The following is an 18,621-nucleotide window of genomic DNA, read 5'->3' on the forward strand; positions in this document are numbered from 1 at the left end:
GAGATGGTGGGTCGGCACGCCCAACGAGCAGGTAAGGGCGTGCACGTGAACGGCCGTAGGCATCTCGTCGATGATCAACCCGTCGATGCCGGACTCCTCGCTTGCCTCCCGTAGGGCGGCCGACGCGATGTCGGCGTCGGACGACTCGCAGTGGCCGCCGAGTTGCACCCAGCGGCCGAGCCGAGGGTGCAGCGTGAGCACCGTCGTGCTGGCGGTGTGGTCGAGCACCAGGGCCGACGCCGTGACGTGGCCAGGGACGCAGGCGCGTTCACACGCGTCGGGACGGGCGAGCACGAACGCCAGCAGCCCGAGCCGCAGAGTATCCTGCGCCGGATCAGCTGGTTGCCAATTGCGCAGGGTGTCGACCACCGAATCGTGCAGGCTCACTGGTGCCGCCCGCTCTTCGCGCAAGCGCTCACGGTAACCGCCCGCTCTTCGCGCAAGCGCTCATCGGAAGATCAGCAGATTGTCGGTCGGCGCCGGCTCGCGCGGTTCGGGCGGCTCCTCTGGATGGCCGATTGCGATGGCCCCCAACGGCGCCCAGTCCGGCGGGAGCTCGAGCTGTCGTCGCACCAGTTCGGCGGCGAAGATCGTCGATCCGATCCAGCAGCTGCCGATGCCACGAGCGGCGAGTGCCACCAGGAGAGCCTGCACCGCTGCGCCAGCGGCGACGGTGAACATGGTGTTCTCGGCGGCCGTCCGCTTCGCGTCGGGGTAGGCGTGGGCGCCGTCGGGCACCATGAACGGGATCACCAGCTCCGGTGCGTCGTAGAGGATCTGGCCGCGCTCGACGCGCCGTTCGACGGCGTCGGCGGGCAAGCCATCGGCCAAGAGGTCCGCACGCCACGTGTCCCTCATGGCGTCCAGCAGGCGGGTGCGGACGTCGTGGTCGCGAACCCACGCGAACCGCACCGGCCGCGTGTGATGTGGGGCAGGAGCGGTGAGCGCCTCCGCGACGGCGGCTTCGACGACCGCGGGGTCGACCGGCTCCTGGCCGAACCGTCGGACCGAGCGGCGCAACAGCTGGGCCTGCAGCCGCCCCCGCTGCTCGCCCATCCGAATGGCCTCCTCGGTCCCGAGCCAGAAGAGGTCGTCCTCGCCCGCCCTGACGAGCGTGCGTCCGTTCGACCCGTCGTCGTGCAGGGCCAGGCCACGGACGACTGCCACCGGTATGCCGGTCAGCTTCCCCTTGACGAGGTCTGCGGCCGCGGCGATCTCATCGGCCACCGCGACCTCGGTCACGACCAGTTCGTTGCCGTGTGCGTCGTATGCGCCGCCGTAACCGTGCAACACGGCCAGCCCCGCTGCTCCGATCGCGGTGTCGGTCTGGCCGTTGCGCCATGCCCGTCCCATCGTGTCGGTGACGAGCACGCCGACGCTCACGCCGAGAAGGGACCGAAGCCTGCTCCGCAGGGTTGCGGCACTGCCGTCGGGATCGACTGGCAGCAGCGCCAATTCCGCAGAAGCGACATTGGAGCCGTCGACGCCCGCCGCCGCCTGGATCAGGCCGATCGCATTCTCGGTGATCAACGTCCGCCCCTTGCGGGCGACGACGCGGACGGCCTCGGCATCGACGAGCTTGCGGCGCAGGGCGTCCCGTTCCTCGGGATTCGTCGGTGCCGCCACGATCCGGCCCTCGCTCTTGGAGAGCACCTTGCTCGTCACCACGACGACGTCGTCGTCGCGCAGCCAGGGTGCGGCCTCGGCGATCGCCGCCGCCACGTCGTCGCCGGGGCGGAACTCGGGAAGGCCGGGTACGGGCAGGATCTCGACGGCCGCCGCCGCGCCGTGGTCGGCGCCCTCGTGGGGGGTTGTCACCGTCGCGTCCCGATGCCTGCGAGTTCCACTCCGCTGCGGACCATCTCGGCCGTGGCCAACGGAGCGGTCATCAGCAGTGGGACGGCACGCACGTCGATGCCGGCGATCGTCGCGGTGTCGCCCTCGTCGATGAGCCAGCCGTCGAGTATGCCCGTGCCGGACCGCGCTCCGAGGTGAGCGCCGACGGCCTGCGAGGAGGTTTCGACACCGATGACGGAAAGGCATTCGTCGGCCATCCCGCGCAGCGCCCGCCCCGCGACGATGGGGGAGTAGCCGATCACGGGCGCTGCCGTGGACCGCAGCGCCCCACGGATTCCCGGCACGGCGAGGATCGCGCCGACGCTCACGACCGGGTTGGACGGCGCCACCAGGACGACGTCGGCGTCGGCGATGGATTCGAGCACACCGGGTGCCGCACCGGCCTTGTCGGCGCCGACGAAGGCGAAGGAGTGCGTGGGGATCTGGGCCCGGTAGCGCACCCACCATTCCTGAAAGTGGATCGCACGCCGGGACCCTTCAAGATCACTCGATTCGGGATCCGTTACGACGACGTGGGTTTCGCTGCGGTCATCGGTGACCGGCAGAAGCCGGGCGCCCGGCTGCCACCGCGCGCAGAGCGCCTCCGTGACCTGAGACAGGGGATAGCCGGCCCTGAGCATCTGGCTGCGCACCAGATGAGTGGCCAGGTCGCGGTCGCCGAGTCCGAACCAGTCGGGCTGCACACCGTAGGCGGCGAGTTCTTCCTTCGCGTGCCAGGTTTCGTTGGCATGACCCCATCCCCGCTCGGGGTCTATCCCTCCACCTAAGGTGTACATACAGGTGTCGAGGTCCGGGCAAATCCGGACACCGTGCATCCACGCGTCGTCGCCGACGTTGACGACCCCGGTGAGCTCGTGGTGTCCCTCGGGCCCCGTTGCGGAGCCAGCGAACTGGCCAAGGCCGAGGTACTGCTGAACGCCGAGGAGGAAGCGCGCCCCGCCGACGCCGCCCACCAGAACAGTGACTTTCACATCGATCGACACTAGGCGCATCCGCGCCAATGTGGTCCACGGCGGGGGCCGACTTCGTCACTTTCACGACACGCAGGTAACCGACGCGCCGAGATTAGGTCACGAGATGGTATGAAAACGCGCCGTAGCGCTTGACCCGTGCAGCTAACCCGTGTCTAATCACATCAGTGTCATTTCCCGGTTGGCTTCCCGGTTCCAGTGTCGCAGACCGAGATTCGATCACTTGTTCGAATTGAAGTGGCCACACTCGAACGCGGTGGGGTTTCAACAGGGGATTTACGAAAACAGGTGAGGAGGCGGAAGATGTCTTATGAGCACGTAGATTTCGATCGTGTCATCCGATTCGACAGTCGGATGCTCGGCTCAGCAGGCAACGAACCGCACACCAATATCGGGCCGGCGCAGAACGGGATGATTGGTCGTCCCCAGTTGAGTGTGGTCCCCGACCACGCAGGCGCCTACGACGATCCGGAAATCGACGACGAACAATGGCAGGAACGCGCGTTGTGCGCGCAGACCGACCCCGAGGCGTTCTTCCCCGAGAAGGGCGGTTCGACCCGCGAGGCCAAGCGCATCTGCCTCGGTTGCGAGGTGAAGGACGCGTGCCTCGACTACGCCCTGGCCAAAGACGAGCGATTCGGCATCTGGGGTGGGCTGTCCGAGCGGGAACGCCGCCGCCTCAAGCGCGGGATCATCTGAGCTTCTTCGCACCGGCGGCCGTCACGGGCCGGGCGCGGCGTGTCAGTCATCGTCGATCGTGGGGTCGATGACGGACGGCTCGACGCCCAGATACGTGGCGACCTGAGCCACCAGCACGTCATGCAACAAATCCGACAGATCCTGGGTGTCCTTCGCTCGCCGCTCGATTGGTTTGCGGAACAACACGATTCGCGCCCTAGTGGCATTTCCCCTGACGTCGACACCCGCCGGTATCAGCCTGGCGAGGGCGATCGGCCCATCCGCGATGACCTCCGGCGGCCATTGGACGCTTTCGGGGTCCTTCGGTGAGATCCGCGGGATCTCGTCGACGGCGACGTCCAAACCCGACACCCGGTCCTGCCACTGCCGCTCGATGGGCTCGTAGGCCTCGAGGACCGCCATGTCGAAGCGCTCCGCCCGACTGCGCCAGCCCGGCACGGTGGGTGGCAGCAGCGGACCGCGCATCTCCCTGCGTCCGCGGTGCGCTCGCCAAGGCTCCCGCTCGACCATGCGGCGATCGTAACGGTTGAAGATCGGCCGGTTGCGTGCTGCGCGTGTCGTGGGCCCGCGACGTTCCCGCGCGATAGCCTCGTGTCCGTGAACGCTCCCCGTCGCTGCTGCAGGCCCGGGTGCCCGCACTACGCCGTGGCGACGCTGACCTTCGTCTACAAGGACTCGACTGCCGTCGTTGGCCCGCTCGCCACCGTCTCAGAGCCCCACTCCTGGGACCTGTGCGTGATTCATGCCGGTCGGATCACCGCGCCGCGCGGGTGGGAATTGGTCCGGCATGCCGGACCGCTGCCGTCGCATTCTGACGACGACGACCTCGTGGCTCTCGCCGACGCGGTGCGCGAAGGTCACGAAGTCGCGGTGGGCGGACCGCCCGCCGGGTTCTCGGACCCCGTGACCGGTGTGCGCGGCGGTGCGCTGATGGCACCACCGGTTCAGCGGTCGGAGCAGAACGGTCGAAGGCGCGGCCATTTACGTGTTCTGCCGGACCCCGCCGACTGAGCGGCCCCGTAGATTCGAGTGGGCCGGTGTGGCCCGCCTGCATGACCCACCGCACGACGAAAGCCGAGCCGATAGGCTGGCGCCAGGAGTTCCCCTTCGCGAGGAGATCTATGTCTCGGCCCGCTGCGGCTGTCAACCACGTCATCAAGGCGTATGACGTTCGTGGTCTCGTCGGCGAGGAAATCGACGAGCGGTTCGTCGCGGACGTCGGCGGCGCGTTCGCCAGGCTCGTGCGCGACGGAGATCAGCCTGGCGTCTCCGGCGCTGGGGGTCCCCCCGCTTGCGGGGGAGAGCGAAGCGACACGGGAAATGTGTCTAGCGTCGCGATCGGCTACGACATGCGCGCCAGCTCGCCGTCGCTCGCTGCGGCCTTCGCGCAAGGCGTGGTCGCGCAGGGACTGAACGTCACCAGGATCGGCCTGGCGTCGACCGATCAGCTGTACTTCGCGTCCGGTCTGCTCGACTGCCCCGGCGCGATGTTCACCGCCAGTCACAATCCCGCTGCCTACAACGGCATCAAGCTGTGCCGCGCGGGCGCCAAGCCCGTTGGCAAGGACACCGGGCTGACCACCATCAGCCACGAGGTCATCAACGGCGTGCCCGGGTTCGATGGCGAACCGGGCACGATCACCGACCGCGACGTGCTCGGTGAATACGGAGACTTCCTGCGGTCGCTGGTCGACATCGCGGGTCTGCGCCCACTGAGGGTGGCCGTCGACGCAGGTAACGGCATGGGCGGACACACCACGCCCGCGGTGCTCGGTGCACTCAAGTCAATCACGTTGCTGCCGTTGTTCTTCGAGCTCGACGGCACCTTCCCAAACCACGAGGCCAACCCGCTCGACCCGGCGAACCTGGTCGATCTGCAGCGTCACGTCGTCGAGACCCGTGCCGACATCGGACTGGCCTTCGACGGGGACGCGGACCGCTGCTTCGTCGTCGACGAACTCGGCCACTCCGTCTCGCCGTCTGCGGTGACGGCACTGGTGGCGGGACGCGAACTCGGCCGCGAGATTGGCGCCTCCGTCATTCACAACCTCATCACCTCGCGGGCGGTGCCGGAGTTGATCACCGAACGCGGCGGTACGGCCATCCGCTCACGGGTCGGCCACTCCTACATCAAGGCGTTGATGGCCGAGTCGGGAGCGATCTTCGGCGGGGAGCACTCGGCGCACTATTACTTCCGCGACTTCTGGGGTGCTGACTCCGGGATGCTGGCTGCGCTGCACGTGCTGGCGGCACTGGGGGAGCAGGACCGGCCACTGTCTCAGATGATGGCCGACTACCAGCGGTACGCGGCGTCGGGTGAAATCAACTTCACGGTCGTCGACGCACCGGCGTGCGTCGACGCGGTGCTGAAGTCCTTGGCCGGCCGCATCCAGTCCATCGACCACCTCGACGGCGTCACAGTCGACCTCGGCGACGACAGCTGGTTCAACCTGCGCACGTCGAACACCGAGCCGTTGCTGCGGCTCAACGTCGAAGCCAGGAGTTCAGAGGAGGTGGCTGCGATCGTCGACCATGTAGCAACCCAGATCGCTTCGGTCAGCGAGACGGTCACATGAGCGCGGCGCACGCCACCATCGATCTCGACGACGTCGAGGGTCTGCTCGCCGCGGATCGGGAGGGTTTGCTACGAGCCGCATCGATGGCGGGTGCGCAGATGCGGGCGACGGCTGCAGCCCTTGACGAGGGCGTCCTGGAACCGTTGCGATCCGACCAGCCCCCGCGCGCCGTGGTATGGGTGGCCAGTCTAGGGGCCGCCGAGGCGGCGGGTGCGATGCTGGCGGCCGCACTGGGGGGATCGACCGCGGCGCCGATCGTGGTTGCTTCCGAGGTGCCGTCCTGGATCGGTGCGCTCGACGTCATGATCGTGGCCGGTGACGATCCAGCTGATCCGGTGCTGGTGTCGGCCGCTGCCAGCGGAATTCGGCGTGGCGCTCGGGTGGTCGTGGTCGCCCCTGATGAGGGACCGCTGCGGGAGGTTGCGGCGGGCAGGGCCGTGGTGTTGGCGCCGCGACTGCTCATCCCCGATGAATTTGCCCTCGTCCGATACCTTTCCGCCGGTCTGGCCGCCCTGCAGGTGGTCGATTCTGGGATGAGCGTGGACCTCGCCGCGCTGGCCGATGCCCTTGACGCCGAGGCACTGCGCAACAGTGCAGGGCGGGAACTGTTCACTAATCCCGCGAAGGCACTTGCGGAGCGGCTCTCGGGTCGCGACGTCGTCCTGGCGGGGGGCAATGCCGCGAGCGTGGCGCTTGCCAGGCACGTCGGCGCGATTCTGCTCCGGGTGGCACAGCAGCCGGTGGCCGCGGTAGGCCTGGCCGATGCCCTCGTCGCCTTGCGCCGTGGACTGGCAAGCAATCCAACCGATTATGAATCTTCGATCTTTCATGACGAGGAGATCGACGGGCCCCTGCCCGCCAGGGTGCGGACCGTGGTGTTCGCCACCGACGAGGAGCGGCCTGCGATCGTCGCGACGCTCAAGGGTTACGACGACGTCGAAGTGGTGAGCGCCGACGACGTGCCCGACCTCGTGACACCCCGACCGAGTGGTCGTCCCGAGCAGCAATTGGTCATGTTGGCGGTACGCCTCGAAATGACGGCGGCGTACCTGAGATTGGTTCGAGGTTAGACGAGTGGACGTATTACGCGGCGCGCTGCGCACTTACGCGTGGGGCTCTCATAACGCCATTGCGGAATTCACGGGAAGGCCGAGTCCCACACCGCACCCCGAGGCCGAACTCTGGCTGGGGGCGCACCCGGGCGACCCGGCGTGGCTGGAGGGCGACGACGGGGAGCGGTCGCTACTCGACACCATCACCGCCGATCCCGAGGGTCAGCTGGGGTCGGTTACGCGGGCACGCTTCGGTGACGCGCTCCCGTTCCTGGCCAAGGTGCTCGCCGCGGACGAACCGCTGTCACTGCAGGCACATCCGAGCGCGACCCAGGCGGTGGAGGGCTTCGCGCGCGAGGATCGACAGCAGATTCCCATCTCGGCCCCGACCCGCAATTACCGCGACCGGAGCCACAAGCCCGAGCTGATCGTCGCGCTCACTCCCTTCGAGGCGCTGGCGGGCTTCCGTCCCGTCGGGCGCACCATCGAGTTCCTGCGCGCGGTGTCGGTGCCGGGCCTGGATCCGTTCGTCAACCTGCTGTCGGGTCAGGCGGACGCCGACGGCCTTCGGGCGCTCTTCACCACCTGGATCACGGCGCCTCAGGCTGATCTCGACGTGCTGGTGCCAGCGGTGCTCGACGGTGCCGTCAACTACCTGCGCTCGGGGTTGACGACGTTCGCCGCCGAGGCCAAGACGACCCTTCAACTCGGCGAGCTGTATCCCGGCGATGCCGGCGTGCTGGCCTCGATGCTGCTCAACCGGATCAGTTTGAAGCCGGGCGAGGGCATCTACCTGTCGGCGGGGAACCTGCATTCCTATCTGCACGGAATGGGCTTCGAGGTGATGGCCAACTCCGACAACGTGTTGCGCGGTGGACTGACTCCCAAACACGTCGACGTTCCCGAGCTGTTGCGGGTGCTCGACTTCACGCCCACCGAAGAGTCCGCACTGCGTCCCGTGGTCGTCGCCGACGGCATCGAACTCGCTTACGAGACAACGGCGCCCGAATTCGCCGTGTCCGTGCTGCATCTCGAGGCCGGTGAACTCGGCCACCAGATCGATGCGCCCGCCAGACACGACGGACCACAGGTGCTGCTGTGCACCGAGGGGTCGGTTCAAGTTCACGCCAAGGCGAGCGTGCTCACGCTCGACCGGGGAGCGTCGGCATGGGTGGCCGCCGATGACGGCCCCATTCGCCTCGTCGCGGACCGGCCGACCACGTTGTTCCGTGCCACGGTTGGCATCTGACGGAGAGGTTCGATCATGTCGGCGTCCGGTAGTAAGCGGGCGATCGTCGCGGCCCTGCTGGCGAACGCCGGCATCGCGGTCGCGAAGTTCGTGGGCTTCTTGATCACGGGCAGTTCGTCGATGCTCGCCGAGGCGGTGCACTCGGTGGCCGACACGTCGAACCAGGGGCTGTTGTTGTGGGGACAGCGGCAGGCGGGCAAGAAGCCCGACGCGCTGCACCAGTTCGGATACGGACGCAGTCGCTACTTCTACTCGTTCGTGGTGGCGCTGGTGTTGTTCACGCTCGGCGCGGCGTTCGCGCTCTACGAGGGTTACGAAAAGGTCCTCCACCCGCACGAGTTGACCTCGCCCCTGGTCGCAGTGGTCATTCTGGTGGTGGCAATCTGCTTGGAGAGCTACAGCTTTCGGACCGCAGTCGTGGAGTCGAGGCCACTCAAGGGTCCCGGCGGATGGTGGCGGTTCATCCGCACGTCGCGCAATCCGGAGCTTCCGGTCGTCCTGCTCGAGGACACGGGCGCACTGGTCGGTCTGGTGCTCGCGCTCGCTGGCGTCGGTTTGACCGTGCTCACCGGAAACCCGATCTGGGACGGTATCGGCACCCTCTGCATCGGTGTGCTCCTCGCGGTGATCGCCGTGATCCTGATGGTGGAGATGCACAGCGCCCTCATCGGAGAGGGCGCGACGGCGCAGGAGGGCGACGCCATCCGTGCCGCTCTCGAGCAGACCCACAACGTCGATCGCCTGATTCATCTCAGGACGCAGTACATCGGTCCCGACGAGTTGTTGGTCGGAGCCAAGATCGCGCTCGCCCCGAAGACCGAACTGACAACCGTGGCGTCGACCATCGATGCCGCCGAGGCGGCCGTCCGTGCCGCGGTTCCCGCGGTCACGGTCATCTACTTGGAACCGGACCTCGATCGCGCATTGACCGCTTAGATGTGAACTTCGCGGCCAGCAGCAGGCCCATGTTGTGCCGGATCGTCCGGCCGACGAGCCGCGCCGACGGAACCATGTAGAGGCTGTCGAGCAAGCTGAAGCGCCGCAGGAACCATTCGGCGAGAACGGGATCGGTCTCCGCGGCGCCGAGAAACTGGTCGAACAGGCCGCCGACCGGGGTGTACCACCAGCGGGTATCGCCAGTGGCGTTGTGCAGGGAGAGATCGCCGATGGCAGTCATCGCCCAAACCGGCCACGTCGTCTTGGCCGTGGCGCGGGACAGTCTCCCCGCGATGTCCGGGTCACCGGATTCCAGGACGCTGCGCAGGTTGCCCGCCTGGATGGACGTCATCGTCATGCCCTGCCCGAAGGTCGGGTTGAAGCTGACGACGGCGTCGCCGAACGGAACGATGCCCGTCGGGAATCGGTCCATCTTGTCGTAGCGACGCCACCTGCTCGTCGGGTACTCGTGGAAGGCCATCTCGCCGAGTGGCTCACCCTTGCGCAGGGCGGCGCTGACGTGTGCGGGCAGGATCTGATCGGCCAGCTCGCATATCTCGGCGAAGTTCTGCGGCGGCTGGACCCTTCCCGTGCCAAAGGTCGTCACGCCCCAGTTGCCGTCCTCGTAGAGAAGCATGCCGAGCCCGGCAGGCTTGTCCCGAGATGCCCCGGCGACGACGACCTTCTCCTTGATCAGATCCTCGGGAATGTGCACCTGGTGTGTGGCGTAGCCGATGCCGACGAAGACGCTGTCCTCGGTGGGCCGTCCGAAGCCCCACTGCTCCAGCCACGCGGGCAAGCGTGTGCCCCGACCGGTGGCGTCCACGACCAGGTCGGCCTGCACCGCGGTGGACTCGTCGCCCATTTCGAGCAGTACGCCGGTGACGCGTTCCTCGGCGGGTTCGTACTGTGGCTCGGCAATGCCGCGGCGAACCAGTTCGACGTTCGGGATCGCCAGTGCGCGTCGCCTGATCTGCCACTCCAGGTGTGGGCGGCTCGGCACGTACGCGGTGAACTCGTCGCGCAACCTGGTCTGGGTGCCGAGCAGGTGGCCGGCCGCGCCGAACGAGATGCAGTCGGGACGGTTCTCCAGGATCGGGACGCCCGCGCCGACCATGTCGTCGAGAATGCCGGGGAACAGGCCCTCGAACTCGGCCGCGCCGCGCGCCATCAGCAGGTGTACGTGCTTGCCCTGCGGAACCGCGGTGCGGTTGGTGGGCCCGTCGGGCAGGTCGTCCCGCTCGAAGACCGTGACCCTGTCGTAGTGATCAGACAGCACCCGGGCCGCAGACATGCCGGCGATGCTGGCGCCGACGACGATTGCATGTTTCCGCCCCATCGCTTCGACCGTACCGCGCGGAGACCCTGGATTCGATGCTGTTTACAAAACATGGCTCTATGTATAGACAGACGACAAATATACCGGTACAGTCTAATCAAAGCGGTACAGTTAAATCAAAGCGGTGATGGCAGTCACAGGAAGGGGTGGACGTCGTGGCAATGAAGCTCTCGAATGTCGAAGAAGGTTCAGGAGGAACCGCCGAGGTCTGGCGAGACAAGAAGCGCTACCTCTGGCTGATGGGCCTCATCGTGCCCACCGCAGTGATGGTGATGCTGCCGGTCGTATGGGCGCTCAACCACCTCGGCTGGCATGCAGCCGCACAGGTGCCCTTCTGGATCGGCCCGATCCTGGTCTACGTGGTGTTGCCGCTGCTGGACTGGCGGTACGGCCCCGACGGGCAGAACCCGCCCGACGAACTCGTCGACCGGCTGGAGAAGGACAAGTACTACCGGTACTGCACCTACGCGTTCATTCCGTTCCAGTACGTCACCGTGGTGCTGGGCGCCTACCTGTTCACCGCCTCGGATCTGAGCTGGCTCGGATTCGACGGGTCGCTGTCCTGGCCGGCGAAGATCGGCCTGGCCCTGTCGGTGGGCATGATGCGCGGCGTCGGCATCAACACCGCACACGAGTTGGGGCACAAGAAGGATTCGCTGGAGCGCTGGTTGAGCAAGATCACGTTGGCCCAGACCTGCTACGGCCACTTCTACATCGAGCACAACCGCGGACACCACGTCCGGGTGGCCACCCCCGAGGATCCGGCGTCGGCACGCTTCGGCGAGACGTTCTGGGAGTTCCTGCCGCGCAGCGTGCGGGGCAGCCTGAAGTCGTCATGGGAATTGGAGGCGCAGCGGTTGCGCAGGCTCGACAAGAGCCCATGGCACTGGTCCAACGACGTGCTCAACGCATGGGCGATGTCGGTGGCGCTGTACGGCGCGCTCATCGCCATCTTCGGTCTCGCGCTGATTCCCTACGTGCTCATTTCGGCGGTGTTCGGGTTCACGCTGCTGGAGACGGTGAACTACCTGGAGCACTACGGCCTGCTACGGCAGAAGGTCGATGAGCCGCTTGGGCGAAGAGAAGGAAGGCCGGCCAGTGGCCGCTACGAGCGGTGCACGCCCGAACACAGTTGGAATTCCGACCATCTCGTCACCAACCTGTTCCTGTACCACCTGCAGCGACACAGTGATCACCATGCGAACCCGACCCGTCGCTACCAGACGCTGCGCAGCATGGCGGGTGCGCCCAGCCTGCCCAGCGGGTACGCGTCGATGATCGGTCTCACCTACTTTCCGCCGCTGTGGCGCAAGGTGATGGACCACCGCGTGATGGCTCACTACGACGGTGACATCAGCCGGGTGAACGTCCACCCGCGTGTGCGCGACAAGGTGCTCGCGAAGTACGGCACTGAGGTTGCGCAGTGAGCGCCTACCGCTGCCCGGGCTGCGATTACGTCTACGACGAAGCGAATGGTGCTCCGCGCGAAGGGTTTCCGGCGGGCACCCCGTGGGATCAGGTACCCGATGGCTGGTGCTGCCCTGACTGCGCGGTACGGGAGAAGGTCGATTTCGAGTTGATGGGAGTGAACCGATGAGTGGAGATGCCTACAAGCTGTTCGTTTGTGTGCAGTGCGGATTCGAGTACGACGAGGAGAAGGGCTGGCCGGAAGATGGCATCTCGCCCGGCACTCGCTGGGACGACATCCCCGACGACTGGAGCTGCCCCGACTGCGGCGCGGCGAAGTCGGACTTCGAGATGGTCGAGGTTGCCCGTCCGTGACGGCTAGTCTCGCGCGTATGGACACTCCGACCGACCGGCGTCCGGCACAGCGCGTGCCATACGCCGAGGCGTCGAGGGTGCTGCTTCGCGGCTCGATCCTGGACGGCATGCGAGACATGCTGTTGATTCGGGACTGGTCGTCGATCACGCTGTCCGACGTCGCCAAGGCGGCCGGTATCAGTCGCCAGACGATCTACAACGAATTCGGGTCGCGCCAGGGCCTCGCCGAGGGTTACGCGCTGAGGCTGGCCGACCGGCTGGTGGACGCGGTCGATGACGCGATCGAAGCAAACGTCGGCAACGTTTACGGGGCATTCCTCGAGGGTTTTCGGGCCTTCTTCGCGGAGTCGGCTTCCGACCCGCTCGTCATCTCGCTGCTGACCGGTGCCGCCAAGCCCGATCTGCTGCAGATCATCACGACCGACAGTGCGCCGATCATCACCCGGTGCTCGCAGCGGCTCACCTCCACCTTCATGCACAGCTGGGTCCGCGCGAGCGAAGAGGACGCGGGAGTGCTGGCCAGGGCCATCGTCCGGCTGGCGATGAGCTACGTGTCGATGCCCCCTGGACCGGCCGACCTGGGGGTACCTCCCGCCGAAGGTGGGGGAGACGTTGCCAGGGACCTAGCCCGTTTGATGACCCCGTTCGCCGAACGCTACGGTGTCATTGATACCCCTTAGCTGTCAGAGCGCTTCAACCGCCTGTCCCGCGAGTCCGCAGGCTATGGGTATCGGCATGGGGAGTCGCCGTGCGCAACCCTGTGCACTCACGGGCAAAAACATTACGAATGAATAGGGGCTCGACATGACTGAGCTGAAGGCCGATGTCCGTAATGGCATCGACTACAAGGTGGCCGACCTGGGCCTGGCCGAGTTCGGCCGCAAGGAGATCCGGCTGGCCGAGCACGAGATGCCCGGCTTGATGACGCTGCGCCGCGAATACGCCGAGGTGCTGCCGCTCAAGGGTGCCCGGGTGTCCGGCTCGCTGCACATGACCGTGCAGACGGCGGTTCTGATCGAGACGTTGGTTGCGCTCGGTGCTGAAGTTCGGTGGGCTTCGTGCAACATCTTCTCGACGCAGGACCACGCCGCGGCCGCGACCGTCGTCGGGCCGCATGGCACCGTCGAGGAGCCCAAGGGCGTTCCGGTCTACGCGTGGAAGGGCGAGAGCCTCGAGGAGTACTGGTGGGCTGCCGAGCAGATGCTCACCTGGCCGGGCGAACCGGCCAACATGATTCTCGACGACGGCGGTGACGCGACCATGCTGGTGCTGCGCGGCGCCCAGTTCGAGAAGGCCGGCGTCGTGCCCCCCGCCGAGGACGACGCCTCCGACGAGTACAAGGTGTTCCTCGCGCTCATTCGCCAGCGCTTCGAGACCGACAAGACCAAGTGGACCAAGATCGCCGAGTCCGTCCAGGGCGTCACCGAGGAGACCACCACCGGCGTGTTGCGGCTCTACCAGTTCGCCGCCGCCGGTGAGCTGTCGTTCCCGGCCATCAACGTCAACGACTCGGTCACCAAGAGCAAGTTCGACAACAAGTACGGCACCCGGCACTCGCTGATCGACGGCATCAACCGTGGCACCGACGTCCTGATCGGCGGCAAGGCCGCTCTGGTGTGTGGTTACGGCGACGTCGGCAAGGGCTGCGCGGAGGCGCTCAAGGCCCAGGGTGCCCGCGTCGCGGTCACCGAGATCGATCCGATCAATGCGCTGCAGGCGCTGATGGACGGCTTCGAGGTCAAGACCGTAGCCGAGGCCATCGGCTGGGCGGACATCGTCATCACCGCGACCGGCAACCAGGGCATCATCACCCTCGAGCACATGAAGTCGATGAAGCACCAGGCGATCCTGGGCAACATCGGGCACTTCGACGACGAGATCGAGATGGCCCGGCTCGAGCGCGATCCCGACGTGATCCGGATCAACATCAAGCCGCAGGTCGACGAATTCACGTTCAAGGACGGCCATTCGATCATCGTGCTGTCCGAGGGTCGCCTGCTGAACCTGGGCAACGCCACCGGGCATCCGTCGTTCGTGATGAGCAACAGCTTCTCCAACCAGGTCATTGCGCAGATCGAGCTGTGGACCAAGAACGACGAGTACGACAACGAGGTCTACCGGCTGGCCAAGCACCTCGACGAGAAGGTCGCCAAGATCCACGTCGAGGCCCTCGGCGGGTCGCTGACCCGGTTGACCAAGGAGCAGGCCGAGTACATCGGCGTCGACGTCGACGGCCCGTACAAGGCGGATCACTACCGCTACTAACGCGGTAGGGCATGCGAAAGTCCCTGGCACACTTGGTGTGCCAGGGATTTCGTTGCCATGGTGGATCGAAGGGGTCGGTCTCTAGTCGAGTGATGAGCAGGCGCGTGGCGCCTCCCTTCCGTGACGCAGGCGAGGCGAGGGACTTCATGCACTCTGTTGATGGTGATCCTTCGTGAGTTGAAGAGCTCGGCGCGGGAACTGATACAGGCTGACCGGATCGCGTGGGAGCGTGAGCGAAGCGCTTAGAATTTTCGGCTGGCGAAGTAGCGCCTGCCTCGATCGGAACATCAACCAGCTGGTGATCTCCACCTTTGACGACTGATGTCGAGCAAAATCAGCAAACCCACTGCGCGAAAACGAGTTTCGCAGGCACTGCGCCTGTTGCCGATACGCCCACGATCGACGAACCGCTCTGTTACGGTCCGCGTCGTGGGTCGGGTCTGGGGGTTTCTCGTTTCGCTGCTGCTGATCGGATGCCTGGGAGTCACGCCTCCGGTGCAGGCGCAGCCGCAGGATCCCACCATCGACAATCGCGACCCGAAGTACAACGAAGACGAGTACACCCCGTTCTACACACCGCCCGACCCGCTCCCCCCGAGTCGGCCCGGTGATCTGATCCGCACCGAACCGTCGCGCCTCGTCCTCGAGCCATCCGGCCAACTTGGTGCCATCATCGCCACGGGTACGCGAATCATGTACCGCAGCACCGACGCTCGCGGGAATCCGATGGCAGTCACCGGAACCTACTTCGAGCCCGACAACGATTGGCCCGGTCAGGGCCCGCGGCCGCTGATCGTGTACGGCCCCGGCACCCAGGGGCAGGGCGACCAGTGCGCGCCGTCGCGGCAGTTCAACCAGGGCATCCACTTCTCGCCGTACTTGGACATCGCCTTCAACTACGAGGAGTTGTTCGTCACGACGATGGTCGCACGCGGGTTCGCGATCGTGATGACCGATTATCAGGGGTTGGGTACCCCGGGCTTGCACACCTACGTAAACAGGGTCGCCGAGGGCAATGCGATGCTCGACGCGGGGCGGGCCGCGATGCACCTGCCCGATACCTCACTGGACCCGCATGGGCCACTTGCCTTCTGGGGCTACTCCCAAGGTGGGGGCGCCGCAGCGTCCGCCGCGGAACTGGCGCCGTCGTACGCCCCAGAACTCCACGTAGTCGGTTCGTACGCCGGCGCGCCAACGGCCGATCTGAAGGAGTTGCTTCCGTACGCCGACGGCAGCGCGCTCGTCGGCGTGGTGGGGTATGCGCTGAACTCGGTGATCACCAGTTACCCGGAGTTTGCGGACGTCATTCGTTCAAAGCTCACCCCTCGGGGGAAAGACCTGCTGTACAAGGTGGCCGACCAGTGCGTCGCGGAGACGGTCGCGAAGTTCATGTTCCGGCACCTGCAACCGTACTTCGTCGAGGACATCAACCAACTGGTCAACGAGGAGCCGTTCAGTTCCCTGTTCGACCTGCAGCGGATCGGCAAGTACAAACCGAACGCGCCGGTGCTGATCAACAGCAACCGCTTCGACCCGCTTGTGCCGTGGACGGCGGCCAATCAGCTTGGCCGCGACTGGTGTTCGCAAGGCGCCGACGTCGAGTTCCGCACCAACGAAGAGCCGCCATTCCTGAACAAGCTGGTGGTCAACCACGCGTTGCCCATGCTGGTCGACGGTGAGGCGGCGATGCAGTGGATCGCCGACCGGTTCAACGGGGTGCCGACGACGCCGAACTGTGGGCAGTTCTAGAGCGGGTCGAAGCCGTCGATCAGCCAGGCGCCGTTCACCTTCTGCAGTCCTGCCCGTACCGAGTTGGCCGTCTTCGTCGGTGCGATGTCCGCGGCCTTGGTGGTCTCCTGATTGACGAAGACCAGCACCTTCGCGGTGTCGTCGGTGAGTGATTCGACGGCCGTACCGACGACTTTGGCTGCAGTGGTGATCCGCTGGCTCTTGGCGGCCTGGATGATCGTCCTGTCGATGATATCGCCGTACGACTCCTTGAACGTCACCGTGAGCAACGACCTAGCCGAATTCAAGCTTGCTTCGACGTTCTCGGGCGTGTACGAAAGAAGTTTGGGCACAGCGGATTTGATGGTGTCGGTGACCACGTGCCGCGCCGCTGCCGGGTCGGGGCGCGCGACGGGCGAGCGGTCGGATTGCCGCACGCCGATCGTCGTCGCAGCAGCGATCCCCAGGATGAGTACGACGACGATGGTCCACCACGCCGCGCGTGCCCCGGTCGAACTCACGGTACGAACTCCACGTTCGAGGCCTTGTACCCGTCACCGACCTTGTCCACGGTGACCCGGATCCGCCATGACTTCGGCTGCTGGGCGGCGCCGCCATTGGTCGTCTTGACTGCGATCGCGACGAGCACTCCAGCTTGATCGGTGCGTAGCGACTCCAGGCCCACTCCGGCAATGGCGCCCTCGCTCACCGATTGAGACTCCCGCACCGTGTCGCTGAATTCATCGGAGCGTGACTCGAAGTCGTCGTGGAACGTGCCGGTGGACATGTCGAGGATGCGTTGGATGTCCTGATCAACCGTGCGGTAGTCGATCGTCGTCAGATTCTGCGCCGCCGCCTTCCCCGCATCGACGTAGGGCTCCCAGTCCACGGTCTCGGGTGTGGCGGCGGCCTCTTGGTGGTTTCGCACCACCGGCACTCCGGCGAAGGCCAGCGACGCGACGAGCACGATGGCCAGCACGACCGGGATGGCGATGGCGGCGACGAGCACCGCCGTGCGTCGTGACTGCGGAGCGGGAGGCGGACCCCAAGGCGGCGGTCCAGATGGATACGGTGGTGGCATCGTCACTGGTCGACCCCCTGCATCGCCCCATTATCGACTCGACGACTGAGTCTCCAGTGGGACACCAGTTCGGCGGGCCCGATTACGATTCGCCGGAGGGCAGGAGCGGAACGACCGGGAGAAGTCAACGACAGTGCTGATCGCGATCGAGGGAGTCGACGGTGCGGGCAAGCGCACCTTGACCGAAGGCCTGCGCGCCACGTACGAGGCAGCGGGCGAATCTGTCGCCCATCTGGCCTTTCCGCGCTACCAGCAGTCGGTGCATGCCGACCTCGCCGCCGAGGCGCTGCACGGCGAGCACGGCGATCTGTCGTCGTCGGTGTATGCGATGGCCATGCTGTTCGCCCTCGACCGGTCCTACGCGAAGAGTGAGATCGAACGACTGAGCGCCGAACACGACGTCGTCATCCTCGACCGCTACGTCGCATCCAACGCCGCCTACAGCGCAGCCCGACTGCACCAGGATCTCGATGGCAGCGTGGTCGCCTGGGTTGCGGAGCTCGAGTTCGGCCGATTTGGCATGCCGGCTCCCGATTGGCAGGTGCTGCTCGCGGTACCGACCGAGTTGGCGGCGGAGCGAGCCCGACGACGCGAGGTGGCGGAGGCCGACCGCGCCAGGGACGCGTATGAACGCGATGACGGTCTACAGCGCCGCACCGGTGCGGCCTATGCGGCCCTGGCCGCCGCGGATTGGCACGGCCGGTGGGCCGTCGTCGGCCCCGGCGTCGTGGCGCGTGACCTCGCGGAGTCGCTGACAGGCTGATCTGCAGGCAAAACGCCCGGTGTGGTAACCCGGCTTTATCGCGAACGGGTGTCACGATGGACACCATGAGGCAAAGGATTCTGGTCGTCGATGACGATCCGTCGCTCGCCGAGATGCTGACGATCGTCCTGCGGGGCGAGGGCTTCGACACCGCGGTCATCGCTGACGGTAGCCAGGCGCTCACCGCAGTCCGCGAACTGCGGCCCGATCTGGTGCTACTCGACCTCATGTTGCCCGGGATGAACGGCATCGACGTGTGCCGCGTGCTGCGCGCCGACTCGGGTGTGCCGATCGTCATGCTGACGGCAAAGACCGACACCGTC

At 66.3% G+C, this 18,621-nt stretch carries 20 protein-coding genes and 1 pseudogene; 14 read left to right on the forward strand and 7 right to left on the reverse strand.

Features of this window, described 5'->3' with window-relative positions:
• The 3 genes from QOI01_RS35975 to cofD all read right to left on the reverse strand — a co-directional run.
• The coding region (locus QOI01_RS35975; protein ID WP_526389027.1) for an NUDIX domain-containing protein at positions 1–387 on the reverse strand (387 nt) is incomplete at its 3' end.
• A gap of 60 nt (positions 388–447) precedes the next feature.
• Positions 448–1,818 (reverse strand): coenzyme F420-0:L-glutamate ligase, encoded by a 1,371-nt coding sequence (locus QOI01_RS35980; protein WP_526388998.1) that lies wholly within the window; start codon positions 1,816–1,818, stop codon positions 448–450.
• Positions 1,815–2,828 (reverse strand): 2-phospho-L-lactate transferase, encoded by a 1,014-nt coding sequence (gene cofD / locus QOI01_RS35985; RefSeq protein ID WP_526389000.1) that lies wholly within the window; start codon positions 2,826–2,828, stop codon positions 1,815–1,817. The genes QOI01_RS35980 and cofD overlap by 4 nt, the downstream gene beginning before the upstream one ends.
• A 429-nt stretch (positions 2,829–3,257) precedes the next feature.
• Here cofD and QOI01_RS35990 point away from each other — a divergent pair, with 429 nt between their 5' ends.
• On the forward strand, positions 3,258–3,527 hold the full coding sequence (locus tag QOI01_RS35990; protein ID WP_526389029.1) for a WhiB family transcriptional regulator: 270 nt from the start codon (positions 3,258–3,260) through the stop codon (positions 3,525–3,527).
• Between the two features lie 42 nt (positions 3,528–3,569).
• Here QOI01_RS35990 and QOI01_RS35995 read toward each other — a convergent pair whose 3' ends face one another.
• Entirely contained in the window at positions 3,570–3,992 is a 423-nt protein-coding gene (locus QOI01_RS35995; RefSeq protein ID WP_526389031.1) for a metallopeptidase family protein, read from the reverse strand.
• Between the two features lie 132 nt (positions 3,993–4,124).
• Here QOI01_RS35995 and QOI01_RS36000 point away from each other — a divergent pair, with 132 nt between their 5' ends.
• The 5 genes from QOI01_RS36000 to QOI01_RS36020 all read left to right on the forward strand — a co-directional run bounded on the left by QOI01_RS36000 (position 4,125) and on the right by QOI01_RS36020 (position 9,340).
• Complete coding sequence (locus tag QOI01_RS36000; RefSeq protein ID WP_526389002.1) at positions 4,125–4,538, forward strand: DUF3499 family protein; 414 nt, start codon at positions 4,125–4,127, stop codon at positions 4,536–4,538.
• A 110-nt stretch (positions 4,539–4,648) separates the two neighbouring features.
• Complete coding sequence (locus QOI01_RS36005; RefSeq protein WP_526389003.1) at positions 4,649–6,103, forward strand: phosphomannomutase/phosphoglucomutase; 1,455 nt, start codon at positions 4,649–4,651, stop codon at positions 6,101–6,103.
• Positions 6,100–7,173, forward strand: coding sequence for a TobH protein (locus QOI01_RS36010; protein WP_526389005.1), 1,074 nt, complete (start codon positions 6,100–6,102; stop codon positions 7,171–7,173). Before QOI01_RS36005 ends, QOI01_RS36010 begins: the two co-directional genes overlap by 4 nt.
• Positions 7,174–7,177: 4 nt before the next feature.
• On the forward strand, positions 7,178–8,404 hold the full coding sequence (gene manA, locus QOI01_RS36015; RefSeq protein ID WP_526389007.1) for a mannose-6-phosphate isomerase, class I: 1,227 nt from the start codon (positions 7,178–7,180) through the stop codon (positions 8,402–8,404).
• A gap of 15 nt (positions 8,405–8,419) precedes the next feature.
• Entirely contained in the window at positions 8,420–9,340 is a 921-nt protein-coding gene (locus QOI01_RS36020) for a cation diffusion facilitator family transporter (protein WP_526389009.1), read from the forward strand.
• Here the strand turns inward: QOI01_RS36020 and QOI01_RS36025 are convergent.
• Positions 9,297–10,679, reverse strand: a complete 1,383-nt coding sequence (locus QOI01_RS36025; protein WP_526389011.1) for an FAD-dependent oxidoreductase — start codon at positions 10,677–10,679, stop codon at positions 9,297–9,299. The two genes, QOI01_RS36020 and QOI01_RS36025, sit on opposite strands and share 44 nt — an antisense overlap.
• 161 nt (positions 10,680–10,840) lie before the next feature.
• Here QOI01_RS36025 and QOI01_RS36030 point away from each other — a divergent pair, with 161 nt between their 5' ends.
• From QOI01_RS36030 to QOI01_RS36055, 6 genes are all read left to right on the forward strand, one after another.
• Positions 10,841–12,106, forward strand: a complete 1,266-nt coding sequence (locus QOI01_RS36030; RefSeq protein WP_526389033.1) for an alkane 1-monooxygenase — start codon at positions 10,841–10,843, stop codon at positions 12,104–12,106.
• Positions 12,103–12,276 (forward strand): rubredoxin, encoded by a 174-nt coding sequence (locus QOI01_RS36035; protein ID WP_526389013.1) that lies wholly within the window; start codon positions 12,103–12,105, stop codon positions 12,274–12,276. The genes QOI01_RS36030 and QOI01_RS36035 overlap by 4 nt, the downstream gene beginning before the upstream one ends.
• Positions 12,273–12,461, forward strand: a complete 189-nt coding sequence (locus QOI01_RS36040; protein WP_526389015.1) for a rubredoxin — start codon at positions 12,273–12,275, stop codon at positions 12,459–12,461. Before QOI01_RS36035 ends, QOI01_RS36040 begins: the two co-directional genes overlap by 4 nt.
• A gap of 17 nt (positions 12,462–12,478) precedes the next feature.
• Complete coding sequence (alkX, locus tag QOI01_RS36045; RefSeq protein WP_526389017.1) at positions 12,479–13,141, forward strand: TetR family transcriptional regulator AlkX; 663 nt, start codon at positions 12,479–12,481, stop codon at positions 13,139–13,141.
• Positions 13,142–13,265: 124 nt separating this feature from the next.
• Positions 13,266–14,726 carry an adenosylhomocysteinase gene (ahcY, locus tag QOI01_RS36050; protein WP_526389019.1) on the forward strand — a complete coding sequence of 487 codons (1,461 nt, stop codon included), beginning with the start codon at positions 13,266–13,268 and terminating at the stop codon, positions 14,724–14,726.
• A gap of 429 nt (positions 14,727–15,155) precedes the next feature.
• Positions 15,156–16,475 (forward strand): lipase family protein, encoded by a 1,320-nt coding sequence (locus tag QOI01_RS36055; RefSeq protein ID WP_526389021.1) that lies wholly within the window; start codon positions 15,156–15,158, stop codon positions 16,473–16,475.
• Here the strand turns inward: QOI01_RS36055 and QOI01_RS36060 are convergent.
• Positions 16,472–16,975: a hypothetical protein gene (locus tag QOI01_RS36060; RefSeq protein ID WP_526389023.1), complete on the reverse strand. Its 504-nt coding sequence runs from the start codon at positions 16,973–16,975 to the stop codon at positions 16,472–16,474. The two genes, QOI01_RS36055 and QOI01_RS36060, sit on opposite strands and share 4 nt — an antisense overlap.
• Positions 16,972–17,535 (reverse strand): Rv1363c family protein, encoded by a 564-nt coding sequence (locus QOI01_RS36065; RefSeq protein ID WP_526389035.1) that lies wholly within the window; start codon positions 17,533–17,535, stop codon positions 16,972–16,974. Before QOI01_RS36065 ends, QOI01_RS36060 begins: the two co-directional genes overlap by 4 nt.
• A gap of 133 nt (positions 17,536–17,668) precedes the next feature.
• Between QOI01_RS36065 and QOI01_RS36070 the strand changes: the two genes are divergently transcribed.
• Together QOI01_RS36070 and mtrA are read left to right on the forward strand one after the other, a co-directional pair.
• A complete protein-coding gene (locus QOI01_RS36070) occupies positions 17,669–18,298 on the forward strand; it encodes a dTMP kinase (RefSeq protein WP_526389025.1) in 630 nt (209 codons plus the stop codon).
• Between the two features lie 56 nt (positions 18,299–18,354).
• A pseudogene (gene mtrA, locus QOI01_RS36075) lies at positions 18,355–18,621 on the forward strand (two-component system response regulator MtrA); the annotation flags it as partial.

Source organism: Mycobacterium sp. (genome assembly GCF_032162605.1).
Classification (GTDB): domain Bacteria; phylum Actinomycetota; class Actinomycetes; order Mycobacteriales; family Mycobacteriaceae; genus Mycobacterium.

Coding starts and splice junctions, on each gene's coding strand:
- QOI01_RS36065 (WP_526389035.1), bottom strand. CDS start 17,535: ATGCCACCACCGTATCCATCTGGACCGCCGCCTTGGGGTCCGCCTCCC.
- QOI01_RS36005 (WP_526389003.1), top strand. CDS start 4,649: ATGTCTCGGCCCGCTGCGGCTGTCAACCACGTCATCAAGGCGTATGAC.
- ahcY (WP_526389019.1), top strand. CDS start 13,266: ATGACTGAGCTGAAGGCCGATGTCCGTAATGGCATCGACTACAAGGTG.
- alkX (WP_526389017.1), top strand. CDS start 12,479: ATGGACACTCCGACCGACCGGCGTCCGGCACAGCGCGTGCCATACGCC.
- QOI01_RS36025 (WP_526389011.1), bottom strand. CDS start 10,679: ATGGGGCGGAAACATGCAATCGTCGTCGGCGCCAGCATCGCCGGCATG.
- QOI01_RS36020 (WP_526389009.1), top strand. CDS start 8,420: ATGTCGGCGTCCGGTAGTAAGCGGGCGATCGTCGCGGCCCTGCTGGCG.
- QOI01_RS36030 (WP_526389033.1), top strand. CDS start 10,841: ATGAAGCTCTCGAATGTCGAAGAAGGTTCAGGAGGAACCGCCGAGGTC.
- QOI01_RS36040 (WP_526389015.1), top strand. CDS start 12,273: ATGAGTGGAGATGCCTACAAGCTGTTCGTTTGTGTGCAGTGCGGATTC.
- QOI01_RS35995 (WP_526389031.1), bottom strand. CDS start 3,992: ATGCGCGGTCCGCTGCTGCCACCCACCGTGCCGGGCTGGCGCAGTCGG.
- QOI01_RS36010 (WP_526389005.1), top strand. CDS start 6,100: ATGAGCGCGGCGCACGCCACCATCGATCTCGACGACGTCGAGGGTCTG.